At 69.7% G+C, this 15,930-nt stretch carries 5 protein-coding genes and 2 pseudogenes; 2 read left to right on the top strand and 5 right to left on the bottom strand.

The genetic code is table 11. From position 1 onward, the window contains the following. Positions 1 to 213 (bottom strand): annotated as a pseudogene (locus tag ABT238_RS37520) (Uma2 family endonuclease); the annotation flags it as partial. Positions 214 to 629: 416 nt separating this feature from the next. Between ABT238_RS37520 and ABT238_RS37515 the strand changes: the two are divergent. Both ABT238_RS37515 and ABT238_RS37510 read left to right on the top strand, forming a co-directional pair. Further along, entirely contained in the window at positions 630 to 8,189 is a 7,560-nt protein-coding gene (locus ABT238_RS37515; protein WP_350806589.1) for a ricin-type beta-trefoil lectin domain protein, read from the top strand. Between the two features lie 1,610 nt (positions 8,190 to 9,799). Then, the gene (locus ABT238_RS37510) at positions 9,800 to 10,060 is read left to right on the top strand and encodes a hypothetical protein (RefSeq protein ID WP_350806586.1); all 261 of its coding nucleotides are present in this window, start codon (positions 9,800 to 9,802) and stop codon (positions 10,058 to 10,060) included. A gap of 381 nt (positions 10,061 to 10,441) precedes the next feature. Here the strand turns inward: ABT238_RS37510 and ABT238_RS37505 are convergent, their stop codons facing one another. The 4 genes and pseudogenes from ABT238_RS37505 to ABT238_RS37490 form a co-directional block, all read right to left on the bottom strand. Next, positions 10,442 to 10,972 carry a hypothetical protein gene (locus ABT238_RS37505; protein ID WP_350806577.1) on the bottom strand — a complete coding sequence of 177 codons (531 nt, stop codon included), beginning with the start codon at positions 10,970 to 10,972 and terminating at the stop codon, positions 10,442 to 10,444. A gap of 336 nt (positions 10,973 to 11,308) precedes the next feature. Then, on the bottom strand, positions 11,309 to 11,851 hold the full coding sequence (locus ABT238_RS37500) for a hypothetical protein (RefSeq protein WP_350806570.1): 543 nt from the start codon (positions 11,849 to 11,851) through the stop codon (positions 11,309 to 11,311). Positions 11,852 to 14,411: 2,560 nt separating this feature from the next. After that, positions 14,412 to 15,017 carry a DUF6461 domain-containing protein gene (locus ABT238_RS37495; RefSeq protein ID WP_350806567.1) on the bottom strand — a complete coding sequence of 202 codons (606 nt, stop codon included), beginning with the start codon at positions 15,015 to 15,017 and terminating at the stop codon, positions 14,412 to 14,414. A 75-nt stretch (positions 15,018 to 15,092) separates the two neighbouring features. Next, positions 15,093 to 15,930: pseudogene (locus ABT238_RS37490) on the bottom strand (hypothetical protein); the annotation flags it as partial.

Here is a 15,930-nt window from a genome sequence, read left to right as displayed (position 1 = left end):
GCCGAGGTAGAGGCGCGGGGCGGGGTCGAGTTCGAGGCGCCAGTAGTGCGGGATGCCGGCCGCGGCATACAGGGACGGCTTCATCTTCTTGTCGGTGACCCGGGTGGAGGGCGAGGCGATCTCGATGGCCACGACGATGTCGTCGGCGCTGAGGGTGGTGCCGGCCTCGGCGGCCGCGGCCGCGTCGGCGACGACCAGGTCCGGCGGCCATCGCGCGCTCTCTGGTACGCCGGGCGAAACGGTGAAGGTAGCCGGTAATCACCTCTGAGCGGGTACAAACAGGGTAATTTAAAAGACTCTTCCCCAGAATGCATTAATTCCGGACCAATAGGGTCAATTTGGGCAAGAACTATCATTGCGCATAATTATTCCAAATTGCCCCTCGATAACTCTCGGTCCAAGATCCGTTACCTGATCGTCATCCTGGGGGTCTCCTGCGTGGCCACTGAAAGTGGGAGGTTGTATTCCGGTTCTGAACGAACCATTTGAGTACGTGTCATCTCTTCGAGAGAGTTCTGATGAAACGACGGTCTCTGGCCTCGTCCGGTTCCACCGGCGGGGCCTTTTCATTGCGCTGGATACGGCGCCTATCCACAGCCCTGACTCTTGGTCTTCTGGTGCAGACCGGCGTGATTGCCGAAGCTCTGGCATCGCCGCAGTCCGGCGCCGGCTCCGCCCCGCAAACTCCCCCTGCCTCGTCCGCCGCCGAGGCGCCCGACGAGGCCTCGGCCCTGTTGGCCGCACGCCTCCAGGGGCACCGGATCGAGGTCACGAACGCCCGGACCGAGTTCGTCACCCTGTGGGCGAACCCGGAGGGGACGCTGACCTTCGAGCGGTCCACCGGCCCGCTGCGGATGAAGGTTGGCGACGCCTGGGTGCCGGTCGACACCACGCTGGTTCGGACGCCGGACGGCAAGGTGGCGCCGAAGGCGCATCCGGAGGGTCTGGCCTTCGAGGGCGGCGACGCTGGGGTCACAGTAGGTGACAGCTTGTCCATAACCCCGCCGACCTCATCACCGACATCCTCCGCCACCCCGACGCAGACGCCCCCTGAGCACGCCTCCCGTGACGCGGCTCGCGACGCAGCCCCGTCGGTTGCTCCGGCGACCCCGTACGTCAACCCGCTTACTGGTCCCGAGGCAAAGTCGGCCGAGCGCCCGCTGGTGACGATCGGCTCCGGTGAGCAGCAGGTCTCCTTTGGCTGGCTAGGTCGGCTGCCGCAGCCGAGGCTCGAGGGCAGCAAGGCGACCTACGTCGACGCCCGCCCGGGCGTCGACCTGGTACTCAAGGCGACCCGGACCGGCTTCGAGCAGTTCCTGATCGTGAAGAACCGTTCCGCGGTGGCGCAGGCCGGAACGATGACGATCCCGCTGGACACGACCGGCCTCAACGTCGCGGTGCAGCAGGACGGTTCGATCCAGCTGGTCGACAAGGCGAGCGGCAAGCCGGCCGTGAAGATCCCGTCGCCGGTGATGTGGGACGCGGCGGTGGACCCGGCCTCGCTGGAGCACCTGAACCGGGCCCCCGTGACCATGGAGGTGCGCGGCGAGGGCGCGGACACCGAGCTGGTGTTCACCCCGGACGCGGCGTTCCTGGCCGATGAGAAGACCGAGTACCCGGTCACCATCGACCCGGTCGTCGATGTCGGTACCACCTTCGACACCTACGTCCAGAGCGACGAGAACTTCGATGCCTCCAGCTCGGAGGACCTCAAGCTGGGCAGCTACGACGGCAGCGTCAAGGCGCGCTCGTACCTGACGATCCCGGGTGGGAAGTTCAACGGCAAGCAGATCCTCGATGCCAAGCTGCGTCTGTTCAACTACCACTCGTCCTCCTGCGTCGCGAAGCAGTGGGAGGTGTGGAACGCGGGCGGCGCCGCCTGGTGGACCCGCTGGGGCAACGAACCCCAGTGGGGCCAGATGTGGACCCGAACGTACGAGACGTACGACCTTGACGGTGATGACAGCCACCAGTGCACCGCCCCGGACGGGTCCGGCTGGACGAACACCGACGTCACGGACATGGTCCGGTACTTCGCCCAGAACGGCTACAGCGAGTACGGCCTGCTGCTGAAGGCGACGGACGAGAACAGTCCGCTGTCGTGGAAGCGGTTCGGCTCCGCCGAGAGCGACTACCCGCCGTACCTCTCGATCACCCTGAACTCGGTGCCGTCGGCGCCGTCCGGCATCGAGGTGCAGCCCTCGCAGCCGGGTGAGCCGCGGTACTCCAGCTCCGCGACGCCGCGCTTCCAGGTCCGCGCCGACGACCCCGACGGCGGCACGGTCGGTGTGAACGTCGATCTTTGGCGCAACGGTACCTTCGTCAACAGCATCTACCGGCAGGTCCCGGCCAACACCTACCTCCAGGTGGGCCCCGCCGACCTCGGTGTGGCGAAGCTGGACGAGGGCGTTCCGTACTCGGTGTGGACCAGGGTCTCCGACGCCAACTCGGCCTCCGGCTGGGCCGGCACGAACTTCGTCGTCGACACCACCGCCCCCGGCGCGCCGACGGTCACCTCGGCGGACTATCCGTCGGACGGGACGTGGCACGGGACGGCGAACAAGCCGGGCTCCTTCACATTCACCCCGTCCGCGGGGACGACCGACCTGGCCGCGTACGTCTACACGCTGGACGGCGGCACGCCGGTCACGGTCAACGCCACGGCCGGGCTGACGACATCGATCACCCCGACGACCGAGGGCCGGCGCGTCCTGACGGTGCAGGCCAAGGACCGTGCGGGCAACCTGTCTCCGCCCGCCGCCCCGTACGTGTTCCACGTCGGCCAGGCCGGGATCAGCTCGCCGGTCAACGGCACCCAGGCGGCCAAGCGCGTCAAGCTGTCCGTCGACGCCCAGACGCAGTTCAAGCGCGTCGTCTACGAGTACCGCCGCGGCCCCGGCGCCACCGAATACGCGGTGCCCCGGACCAACCTGACCAAGGCCGACAACACCCCGGTCACCGAGGACAAGCCGCGTCTGGCGGACCTCGGCCCGCACGCCAACTGGAACGTCCTGGACACCCTCGGCAACGTCGGCGGCGTCGTCCAGATCCGCGCCAAGCTGTTTCCCGAGGACGGCTCCGGCGCCGGCTACGCCACCGTGTGGAACACCATCACGGTGGACCGCAACGCCGACGGCGCCGCGAGCACCGACGCGGGTCCAGGTTCGGTGAACCTGCTCACCGGTGACTACTCCACCAGCGCCACCGACGCCAGCGAGTTCGGCATGTCGGTGACCCGCACCTCCTCCTCGCGGGGGACGGACCGGGGCTGGCAGCCGCAGGGCGAGCGCCTGGCGGCCAACCAGCGCCAGATCGGCACCGACACGGCCGGCTTCACCCCCGGCCCGGTGACCCTCAGCCGCTCGACCGCGCGCGGTCACGACAGCTCCACCGACTCGCTGCTCGTCAAGCCCAACGGCAACGCGAACTCCTACACGGAGATCGGCCCGGGCTACAGCCTCGGGCAGAACATGCAGCCGGGGAAGACCTACCGGCTGACCGGCTGGATCTACGTACCGGGCGCGACCGGCCTGAACCCCGACCGCGCCGACATCGGCCTGCGCCTGCAGGGCGTCCACCGCACGCCGGCCGGGTATGGCGAGGTGCTCTCCGCGAAGGCGTCGTTCACGGACGGCTGGCAGCAGCTGAGCGTCGACATGACCGTCCCCAAGGACGCCACCGAGGCCTGGTTCCGCCTCGTCAACGGCTTCGCCGCGGCGGACAAGGAGGTCTTCTTCGACGACCTGTCGCTGAAGGAGATCGTCGCGCCGTTCGGCCCGCAGTGGGCCGGCGGACCCGACGCCGGCGCCGGCTCGGACTACCGCGCGCTGTCGTTCCCGCAGTCCGACCTGGTCGAGATCAAGGGCAACAACGACACCACGCTCACCTTCGCCAAGGGCACCGACGGCACCCTGTTCCCGGAGCCGGGCGCCGAGTCGCTCACCCTCAAGGCCGTGCCGGCCACCAGCGGCGCCCTCGTGCTCGCCGCGACCGGACAGTGCCTGGAGGTCCCGAACGGCGCCGCCAACAACGGCACCAACCTGCAGGCGGCGCCGTGCACCGGTGGCGCCAACCAGCAGTGGACCCGCGACGACCAGCAGCGCTTCCAGATCCTCGGCAAGTGCCTGGACAACCCCTGGGGCGTCACCACCGACAACACCCGGATCGTGCTCTGGGACTGCAACGCCGGTACCAACCAGAAGTGGGAGGTCCTCGCCGACGGCCAGATCGGCAACCAGCAGTCGTCCAAGTGCCTGGACGCGAACCTGGGCGGCACCATCTGGACCTGCTGGCGCGGCCCGAACCAGGTCTGGGACGTGCAGACCGCCGGCACCACCTACGAGCTGTCCGAGCTGGACGGTTCGAAGACGGTGTTCGCCCGCCAGGCCGGCTCCAGCATCTACCAGGTCGTCAGTGACATCGGCCCGGAGGCCGCCTCGGCCACCCGCTACCAGTACGACACCGCCGACGGCCGCTCACTGGTCAAGCGCGTCATCCCGCCGGTCGAGCCGGGCGTCGACGACGCCAACCACTGCACCGTCAACCCGCTGCCGCGCGGCTGCGAGGTCATGGAGTACGACTACGCCAAGGTCACCACGGCCACCGCGACAACGCCCGGCGACTACCAGGACCGCATCCGCTCGGCGAAGGTGTGGTCGTGGAACCCGGCGACCTCCAAGCAGGAGGCCGTCGAGGTCGTGCACTACGCCTACGACGACAAGGGCCGCCTGGTCGAGACCTGGGACCCGCGCCTGGCCCAGCCGCTGAAGACCGCGTACGGCTACGACGACGCGGGCCGGGTCACCCGGATCACCCCCGCCGGCCAGCTGCCGTGGAACCTCGACTACGGCAAGGCCGCGGCCGACCAGGACCCGGGGCGCCTGCTCAAGGTCCGCCGGGCCGCCCTCACGCAGGGCAGCAAGGACCAGGTCAACGGCGAGACCGCGACCAACGTGGTCTACAACGTGCCGCTCGCCGGCGGTGCGGCGGGCGGCCCGTACGACATGGGCGGCGCCGACGTCGCCAAGTGGGCGCAGACCGACGCTCCCACCGATGCCACCGCCGTCTTCGGTCCCGAGGACGATCCGGGCACCAACACCGCCACGGCGGCCAAGCCGGGCAAGGACGGCTACAAGCCGGCCACCGTCCACTACCTCAACGCCTCCGGCAACAAGGTCAACACCGCCACCCCGTCCATCACCCCCGGCGGCGACATCGAGACGAAGGAGTACGACCGCTACGGCCACGCCGTCCGTACCCTGGAGGCCACCAACCGCGCGATCGCGCTCGGCACCCACCCGGACGCCGGCCGGTACGCCGCCGAGCTGAACCTGCCGGCGGACCCCGCGTCGCGGGCGCGTCTGCTCGACTCACGCACCGTGTACTCGGCGGACGGCCTGGACGTCGTCGAGACGCTCGGCCCGGTCTACCGCGCCTCGCTCGCCGAGCAGGTCAACGGCCAGAGCACCCCGGTCACCTCGACCTGGGAGGCGGAGAAGCTGCCCCAGCTCGGCGCCACCGCACCGGTGCGGGTGATCAACGACAACGGTGCGCTGTCGTGGTCCGGCGGAGCGCAGCTCAACCTGGTCGGAACGCAGGCGGGCGCCTATGACGTCATGCGCGTCAGCGTCCCCGAGGAGGGCGAGTACGTCCTCTCCGGGCAGCTGACCCGGTTCAACGACCACGGCATCATCCAGTTCGCGATCGACGGGCAGAACGTGGGCCAGCCGATCGACACCTTCGACGCCAACCCCGCGGGCTCGACGGCCCCGTACACGGCCGGCCAGTCCGTCCGCCTGACCCGCGGTGACCACGAGCTCAAGTTCACCGTCACCGGCACTAACCCGGGCAGCCAGGGCGACCGTTACCACGCGGGCCTGGACACCATCACGCTGACCAAGAGCACGGTCAACCCGACGCTCGCCGCCGGTACGCCGGTGGTGGCCCGGGACCACAACACCAACACCTACGACGAGGGCAAGCCGGACGGCCAGGCGTACCACCTGGTCACCACCGCCACCGACGGCGCCCGGATCGACGGCTACGCCGCAGACGCGGAGGTGCGGGTCACCCAGAACGGCTACGGCGCCCCGATCGGCGGCACGTCCGGCTGGACGCTGAAGAAGCCGACCACGGTGACCACCGACGCGCTCGGCGCCAAGCTCACCACCACCACCCGCTACGACGCGCAGGGCCGCACGGAGGAGGTCCGGGTTCCGGGCTCCGACGTGGCGGACGCCTCGACGGTGAAGTCGGTCTACTACACGGCGGGGGCCAACGCCGCGAACGCGGCCTGTGCCAACCGGCCCGAGTGGGCGGGCCAGCCGTGTGTCACGGCGCCGGGCGCCGGTATCACCGGGGCGGACGCGGCGCGGATGCCGACCACGCTGCCGGTCAAGCAGGTCACCCGGTACTCGCGCACCGGCAAGCCCGAGGAGGTCGTCGAGACCAACGCTGGCAAGACTCGCAAGACCGTCACCGTCTACGACGCCGTCGACCGCACCGTCTCCGCGGAGGTCACCGGCGACGAGGGCCAGGCCGTACCGAAGTCCGTCACCGCCTACGACCCGGCAACGGGCGAGGCCGTGTCGACCACGGCGGGCGGCAAGTCCGTCACCACGGTGAAGGACGTCCTCGGCCGGACGATCTCGTACACCGACGCAGACGGCGCGACCACCACCACCGAGTACGACAGGTTCGGCAAGCCGGTCAAGGTCACCGACCCGACTGGTGCCACCACCTACACGTACGACCGCGCCAAGGAGCCGCGCGGCCTGCTCACCTCGGTGAACGACAGCCGGGCCGGCGAGTTCACCGCGAAGTACAGCCCGGACGGCCAGCTCGTCGAGCAGACCTACCCCGGCGGCATCGTCCGCAAGGACACCCTGAACGCCTCCGGCAAGGCCGTCGCCCGCACCTACACGCGCACCTCCGACGGCAAGACCGTCTGGGCGCAGAACCAGGAGGTCTCCACCCAGGAGCAGGTGACCAAGGACAGCAGCACCAACGGCATCAAGTCCTACACCTACGACCGCCTCGGCCGGCTCACCAAGGCCGAGCAGTCCACGGCCGCCGCCGGCTGCACCACCCGCACCTACACCTACGACGTCCACTACAACCGCACCGCCAAGAGCACCACCGGCCCGGCCGCCGACGGAACCTGCACCACCACCGGCGCCACCACGGCCGCGTCCACGTACGACAGCGCGGACCGGATCACCACCGCGGGCTACACCTACGACGCGTTCGGCCGCACGCTCACCACGCCGACCGCGGCCGTCGGCTACCGGGTCAACGACCTGGTCGCCTCCCAGGAGACCGCGACCACGAAGCAGACCTGGACCCTCGACCCCGCCGGCCGCCTCAACGGCAGCACCATCGCCACCAAGCAGGCCAATGGCGCCTGGTCCACCACCGCGACCCGCCTGAACCACTACAGCGGGACCAGCGACAACCCGAAGTGGACCGTCGAAGACGCTGCCAGCGCCTGGACCCGCAACGTCCCCGGCACCGACGGCGACCTCGCCGCCACCACCACCAACACGGGAGAGACCAAACTCCAACTCACCAACCTCTTCGGCTCGGTGGTCCTCACCACCGACCCGGCCCTCACCACCCCCGTCCTCCTCGACGCCGACGAGTACGGCAACCCGGCCACCGGCCAGTCCGCCACCCGCTACGGCTGGCTCGGCGCCAAGCAACGCTCCGCCGAGGCCCAGGACGGCATCGTCCTCATGGGCGTGCGCCTCTACAACCCCACCACCGGCCGCTTCCTGTCCGTCGACCCGGTCTACGGCGGCAACGCCAACGCCTACGACTACGTCTACGGCGACCCGCTGAGCCAGTACGACCTCGACGGCCGCTGGTGCGCCTTCGGCAAGAACCCGAACGGTTCCTGCCGTGGCAGCCGCAGCTGGAACAACAACAAGCAGACCATCGTCACCTGGGCTACCACAGCCGTTGTCACGACCGGCTGTCTGGTCGCCACAGGCGGGGCAGGCGCGCCAGGTTGCGTGTTGCTCGCTAGTGCCGTGGGAGGTGCAGTCGGTTACCGCCTTACCAACAACAACCGTACGTGGCAGGGCTACGCCAGCGCCACGGCCACCAACGTTATGACAACCGGCATCGGCGGCGCAGCGCTCTTTCGTTTCGTCCGCGGACCGGGCAAGCACCGCGGATTGTGGCGCTGATGACTAGAAGCACCTACCCGTTCACCTACCCTGGCTGAGCAGCTGACCTGCACGGCCACAGCACTCCCTGGTGGGCCTCCGCCCGGAGGCCCACCGGGTCCACCCCAGGTCAAGTGGCCTCCGCCCGAGGCCAATCCCTCAAACGCGGCACGAGATCCGGAGACACCACGATGATCCACTCCCGCTTGTCCAGAGCGCTCGCAGCGGTCCTGTGCTTTACCGTCCTGGTGGTGCTCAGCCTCTACTGGGTCGGAAGGCTGTCCACTACCTCCCTCGTGGGAACCTCGGCCCGGGCCGGAGTCGGGGGGGTGCTCGCCATGGCGACGATAGGTCTCCTCCGCTATCTGGCATCCCTCGTCCGTACGGGACGAGACGAGGGCAAGGAACCCGAGGATCCGAGCGCATCTGGCCCGCGGCTCGGCCCTGGGGTGAATCGGTTCTGGGCCTGGAATCGGGCCCTGGGTGGGGAGCGGCGCCCGACGCGAGCCCAGAAGTGGGTGGCCCGACACCCGATCGGCACCGGCCTCTGCGCCGCTGTGCCCTTCACTCTCTTCCTCTTCTCGCTGTCGCGCGAGGAGGAGCCAAACGATCCCCTGTTCGCTGTGATATCCGGGCTGTTCCTGGGGCTTGTCTTCGTTCTCACAGCGATCTCGGAACGGGTCCGGCAGCGTCACCTCAAGCGTCTGGGAATATGGGACGGATCTTGAAAGAGCTAGATCCCGAAGGAATGACTAGTCCTTGGCGCCGGCTGGTCGAACGTGCGTCGGCCGGCCTTGGCGGGTTCCTCTCAAGGGCTCAGTGGGGCCGGGCGCCGGACGCGTCCGGCCCACCCCCTTACTGATCGTTTCGGCGAGGTGCCAGTGGTCGGCCGCGTCGGGGCCAACGATCGAAGGCCAGTGGTCGCGCAGGCCTCCGCCGGCGGTACCGAGAGTCCAGCCGTGGGCGGCGACCAGGGCGAGAAGCACCTCCGCGAGGAACTCCGGCTCGCGCTGGCCACGGGTGCGGGGGCGGAGCACGCCGCGCCCAGCCAGGCCCGGATGCGGCGGCCCGCGACGGTGACCCGGTTGCCGCCCGTACCCGGTGGTCCGGCAGGGCAGGTGGCGCGGCCCGGGGTGAGGAAGAGCGAAGGGGAGGCCCGGACCGCCAGTGGCTCACCGACATGCCACGGCCGGGCTCCTCACTGGGAGGCCCGGCCATCGCGGTTCCGTGCGGGATTACCGGCGCAGCTTCGCGGGGTCGAGGTCGAGGGGGAACGGGTCGGTGAGCGGGCCTGGTGGTCGGGCTGGGTGGTCACCTGGTCCTCCTCCTGGGTGGCGGGCGCCGTGGCGGCGGTGCGCAGGGTCGACGGTAGCGGCCGGCGGGCAAGTGATGGGACGCTTCGGGGCACGCGGCACCAGTTCAGGGCAGGGGGCAGACGGACCTGCGGTCACGTCCAGGCTGTCTCTCCCCGAGCCCGCGTGCGGGGGTGATCCTGGCTCCAGAATGTGAATGGCATCGCTATCCGCTCCCCGCGCCTGCAGGGGTGACCTCTTGGCGGCTCCGGAACCCGCCGAGTGCCAGTTGCCCAGACCCACGGTGGTGCCGCGCGGACTGCCAACCTGGAGGAAGGCGTGGACCTGCTCCTGTACCACCGCACCGACAGCGAAGCCGCGGCGGCGATCCTGGCCGGCCGGCACATGATCTCCCACGATCCCTCCGGCCTGATCTGGTTCTCGGACCGACCGGACGACCCCAACGGCCTGGACTACGGCGACACCGTCATCAGCGTCCGCCTACCCGCTTCCATCTGCCGCCTCGAGCAGATCCTCCCCCGCGGTGAGAAGCACTACACCGTTCGACCAGACGATCTGAGACCACACCACTTCACCTAGGAACCTGGGGCCGCGCGCCCGCCGGGACCTGCGCCAGGAGCTGCCGGCCTCGCGCGGCCGACCGGGCGGTGCGTCGGTTCAGCAGGGGATGGCCAGGGCACCGATGAGGCCTTGGCCAGTCTCGGCGGCCTTCCTCCAGGCGGGCATGAGAGTGCGCTCTCGCCTGGCCCGCCGCGGTGCAGACAGTGCTGGCAGTCGCAGCGGCGGTGGGCGTACTCGGCGACGAGCTGGTCGTGCTCGGCACCCGGGTGGGCCCGCAGCGACGGCCACTGGCCGTCGGCACGTTCGGCGTCGACGGCGGCCTGGACCGCGGCGAGCATCTCCACGACCAGGCCGAGCCGGTGGTCGACGGCGTCCGGGCGCTCGGCGAGGATCGAGCCTTCAGCCTGCCCGTACCTGGCGCTCAGGCCGGCCGGTTTCCGGGTCGAGGGCTACCACGAACACCTGGCCGCCCTGGGTGGCCAGCTTGATCCGGTCGGGTCCGTCCCACTGCGCCGAGGTCAGTGCGTTGTCGGGGTCGTCGCCGTTGAAGTAGCCGACCGGCCACCGTCGTGCGGTCAGGCCGGAGCCGGCGTCCACGGAGACCCACCAGAGCGGATCGATCATCGCGGCGCCCTCGTGGACCACCAGGCTGCGGTCGGAGCGGCCGGGCGCCGGCCGGTCCGCGGTCTTGTGCGGCATGCTGCCGAAGACGAGCAGTGCGAGGGGCGAGGCCAGCAGTGTGCAGCCGAGGAACGGGACCAGCAACAGCGTCCTGGTCATCCGGGAGCGCATCCCGATCAGGACGGCGAGGACGATCAGCACCAGTACCGCGGCGCCGTACGGCAGCGGGTGGTAGAAGACCTCGATGAGCACCACCAGTCCGCCGTACCAAGCGGCTTGAGCCCCGGCGTAGGCCAGTGCGATGAGCAACACGGCCAGCGTGAGCAGCCCGAGCGCGATTGTCCGTCGCTTGTGCCGCGACCAGCGGGGCCGGCCCGGGGCTATGCGCACCTGCGGAGGCCGCGTGGGCCGTGGAGGGTGGGGTGGCGCCGTGGGCCGAGGGGGAGCGGGCGGCGGACCCGCCGCCCCCTGCGCCGCACTGTTCTCGGACACCGGTTTCCCGGCGACCAGGTCCTTCGTTGCTCGACCGCTCTCGTTCACAGCCCCGCCCCCGGTCATGACACCCCCGCCGAGTTGATCAACCTAGGGGGACAGGCTACGGCTCAGACACGCCGATTCGACAGGGAAGTCCAGGTCGCGCCGTCTTCAGCGCGGGCGGTGCGTGGGGTGGGGGCGTTGTCGTTGGTGCGGGCGGCCTGGCGCGCGGCGCGGTGCGGGCGAGATCGGCACCGGTGGTCGGGGGCATCGGGCGTTCACCGCCTTGCGGGCCGGGGTGGTGGCGGTCGAGCGGAGCTGGCTGGCGCGCTCGCGCAGCGCCCGCACGCTCTCCAGGCGCTCGAGGAGCAGGTACCGGGCGGGGGTGGCGCGGGCCTGGTCGGCATCGGCCTGGGCGGTGGGGCGGCTACGGGCGGCACGCAGGGCGGTGTCGTGGGCGAGGCCGGCTTCGGCGTCGGCCAGCGGGGTGCGGGCCAGCCGGGCGAGGGCGTTGGCGCGGTAGGTGTCGACGGCGTCCCGGACGGTCTCAAGGTCGGACCCGAGGGCGTCCTCGCGGCCGGCGCCGGCGGGTCGGGCGGCGGCCATCGCCGCGCGCAGCTTGGCCTCGGTGCGGCGGGCGACGGTGTTGACGTCGCGGTGGTCGGCGAGGTCGGCGGATGCGGCGAGGGCCAGGTCCACGCACTCGCCCACCACGGTCCGGATTGAGCGGGCGGCCCAGCACGACCCGCACAGCCCACCCGCGTGCTCGGTGCCGCAGTCCTCGCACGGCAGCGCGCGGCGCGCCGCTTCGGCGGCCTCGGCCTGCGCCCGGCGCTCGGCGCGGGGAGCACGAGGTGGTGAGGGTGACGACGTAGCGGGGCATCGGCTGACCCCCGCCTGCGCGGGGGTCAGCCGTAGCGGCCCTCGCGCGCCTTGAGCCAGAGGCCGTTCTCCCCGCGCAGGCGGGGGTCAGCCACCAAGCGCCTGTCGGTGCGGGGATTCGCGGCCGTTCTCCCCGCGCCCGCGGGGGTGACCCCGCCGGCTGCACCTGCTGGCTCGTCTTCAACAACTGCTCCCCGCGCCCGCGCCGAACAGCAGCAGGCGGTCGGCTGAGCGGCGAGAAGCCACCTGACCCTCAGTTCTCCAGGAATCGTCGGCGCCAATACCCGTAGGCACTGAACGGGGTTGCCAGGATGAGGTGAGAGAGGGAGACGGCCCTGCGGTCGAACTCGGCGTCCAACCTGGCAACGAGCCTGCCGAGGTCTTCCCGAGCACCAGGAGGAAGCCACAGCAGCACGTCCTCTAGAAGGTCTCGCGCCACCAGGGGATCACAGCACTCGCAGCCCATCACCGGATCCGGCAGAACGCGCCCTGGTTGTCCCAGATACCACCGGCACGGCCAGGGCAGCAACCACAGCCCCTGACCACAGGCGCTCTTCTTCCAACTTCCGGATCGCTACGCGAGTTGCCGCGGACACACCGCGGATCCGGCGAACCGCAACATCTCTTCTGGGCCGCCAACGCTCCGCGCGCAGCCCCTTCGGACGCCTACGCGGCATCAGCCTTTCGGATCAACATACCGTCATCTTGCCACGAGTGGCGCTGCCCCCGCACGGGACCACCAATAGCTCATGCCACGTCGAGTGTTCCTACTTCTCGCCGACATTCATGTGCTCTCGGAGGAACAGTGATGCCGAAACCCATCGACAAGTGCTCTCCGTTCTCACCTACGCAGCCACGGGGGAGACCGAGCCCGCCGCCGAGCAGGTCTGCGGTGCGTCGTTGTTGAGCGCCGACCGCCCCCTCCACATCGCCGACCACGCATCCACAGCACGGCCCCACCGACGTCTGCCAGGATGAGCGCTGTTCCTTGACACCGCAACAGGCCAGCCCGGATGACACTCCCATGCAGACTGGTCAAGAAATGGCAAAGCCGTCGACGCTCGCCGAGGAGACCGAGGCCCGCAGCAGCAACCATCAAAAACGCGACCAGCAAAGCTGCCGAAGCCGTCGGACAATTCGTTACCGGCTATACCGACGGCCTCCTGCTCGGACTCCCCTCGGCCCTCGACCCCAACTTCCCCGGCGACTCCTGCAACCCCGCATTCACCGCTGGCAGTCTCGCCAGCATCATCGCGCCTGGAGGCGGCGCGGCAAAGGGAGCGCGAGCATCACGCATTGCCCTCATCGGAAGCCGGGTCGACACAAAGGAAGTTCTCTACTGGAGAGATTTCGGCTACGACATCCTCCATGTGGCCGATGAGGACTGGACCCCTGCACTGAATGCCGAATAGATCAAAAAAATCATCGAGGATCGCGTCCAAATCTACGTCGGATCGCCGTTCAGCTTCGATAACATCTGGAACAGGGTCGAGAAGATGGAGCGGGTCTTCGCGACAGAGCTGCGGATGCTCACCGAGGCTGGCTACACTTGGGACGGCTACTACCTCCGTCCCCCGGTGAAGTGAGCGGCATGCAACTGACAAAGAAACAGGACCGCGCTCTGGACGCACGCAGGGCTGACGGATACGGGCCCAGCCCAATTCCGAACGACCGAGACAGGGCGATCCAGGAGGTTATGCGAGCCGCTTCCAACCCTGGCCAACTGGCAGAGGTCCTCGGAGTCATCAATCCGAATTCCTCAGGCGTCCTCGGAGCGTTCGCAGGGCGAATGGCAACTCTGGCCGTGCGCCTACGGGATATAATTGCTGCCCGTGACGGACTGGCCGCCGTGCAACTAGCCATGGCCACCACCCGGGATTCTCGCGAGGTCATCCCCATCATGGCACTTCTCTTTCGCGCCCTGGAAATCATCGGCGCTGACCCCGTAGCAGAGTTCCATCGAGCTCACCAGCCGCTTCCAGCTCCCCCGTACCACAATCTCATCGAATTTGCTGCGCGGGATCCGAAAAAGCGGTCACTGCAGAGCATGCTGTACCACGAGGAAGGATCGGGAACTGACTTCCGATTCGTTCGCGATAGCTGGTAGCACCACAGTCACGCGATAATCGCGTCGCGTTCCGTGAGGAACCCCTCTGGGCGGTGGTGTCACAGCCAGGCTGTGACACCACCGCCCGCACTCTCTCTCTGCACAGCGCTCCAGTCGGCGCGGTGCGCGGGCATGTGCGAGGCGGAGGTGCTGGGCGGCGCGTAAAGGTGTATTTCCCCTGCACCGGAGGCGGCGCCCCGGGCGCCGGCCGACCAGCTGTTTCGGCTGTTCCTCCGGCCGGCGATCGTGACGGTCGTCGCCTGATGGTCGAACAGGCGGGGCGTGTCACGCAACCCGATGGGGATGTGGCTGCAGCCGGGCAGTGAGGACCGTGTCGGCAAGGAGATCGGACCGGTCCATGCCCGCGCCGAGTCCTTCGGCGAGGCGGTAGAAGAGCCCGCGCAGTCCCAGTGGCCCGGTCTCTCCGGTGTCCGGTCGGGCGCCCAGCGCCAGCAGTTCGGAGTCGAAGCGGTGAGGGTCCTGGCCGGTGCGGTACTCGGGCTGGATGCCCCGGAGGGTGTCCAGGCCGGTCACCAGCTGGCCGTTCTCGGCATAGCGGAAGTCCACCATGGGCTTCTCGTTGGCGTGCAGGGCCAGTGCCGCCGTCCCGGCCGAGAGCTCGCAGAGCAGGTCGTCGTCCTCGACACACAGCCAACTGCCGTGCTCCCACACCCATGCCCACGCCCCATACTGGCCGGCGGTGACGACGTAGGCGCCGTCCTTGTAGAGGATGTCGCCGAAGTCCTCGTGGAACTCCTCCTGGGTCCGTTCGGCGAGCGTTGAGGGGTCCGCTCCCATCCGTTCCAGGAGCTGTCGCGCAGTGAGATCACGGGCGAAGGTGACGCTCACCAGCGGCAGGTCCGTCCCGTACATCCAGCCCAGGCCATTCATCAGTAGTCCTCCGCAGCATCGACCGACCTTCCCCGGTGAGGCTAGACGGCCGGTACGACAAAGCGAGTGATCCAGTCAGGGCCGGCCCGGCCTGGGGAGCTGATACGAGTCGGCCGGCCACTCACCGGGACGGGTGGGTGCCCGCGGGCAATGGTTGGCGGGCACCCACGGGCGATCGTCGCACGGGCCGCTGTCAGCTCCATGCCGGGGGTGCAGAATCGCTTCCCGGCCGGCGGAGGCCGTCGAGCGGATCCGGTTGGCGCGGTTGCGCAGCGCCCGCACGCTCTCTGGGCGCTCGAGGAGCAGGTATCGGGCGGTGGTGGCGCGGGCCTGGTCGGCGTTGGTCTGGGCGGTGAGGCGGTGGCGGTTGGCGCGCAAGGCGGTGTCATGGGCGAGTTCGGCTTCGGCGTCCGCCAGCGGCGTACGGGCCAGCCGGGCGAGCGCGTCGGCGCGGTAGGTGTCGACGGCGTCCCGGGCGGTCTGCAGGTCGGATCCGAGAACGTCCTCGCGGCCGGCACCGGCCGGTCGGGCGGCGACCATCTCCGCGCGCAGATCGGCCTCGGTGCGGCGGGCGGTCGCGTTGACGTCGCGGTGGTCGGCGAGGTCGGCGGATGCGGCGAGGGCCAGGTCCACGCACTCGCCTGGAGCGCACGGCCCGCCCGCGTGCCCGGTGCCGCAGTCCTCGCACGGCAGCGCGCGGCGCGCCGTTTCGGCGGCCTTGGCCAGCGGGCGGTCGAACACCTGCTGCTCGGCGCGCAGCATCGCGTGCCGGTGCAGGTGGGCGTCGACCGCGGCACGCCGCTGCGCGGCGTCGGTCCCGGCCGGGAGCTGGGCGACCGCTTCGTGGACCAGGGCCTGGCGCCTGGAGCGGCCGCAGGAGCTGTTGCCCGCAGGGTGGTGCGGGTGTCCCGGC

Source organism: Kitasatospora sp. NPDC001527 (assembly GCF_040298605.1).
In the GTDB taxonomy this organism is placed as follows: Bacteria; Actinomycetota; Actinomycetes; order Streptomycetales; family Streptomycetaceae; genus Kitasatospora.
This window is presented reverse-complemented; position numbering and strand designations above follow the sequence as displayed.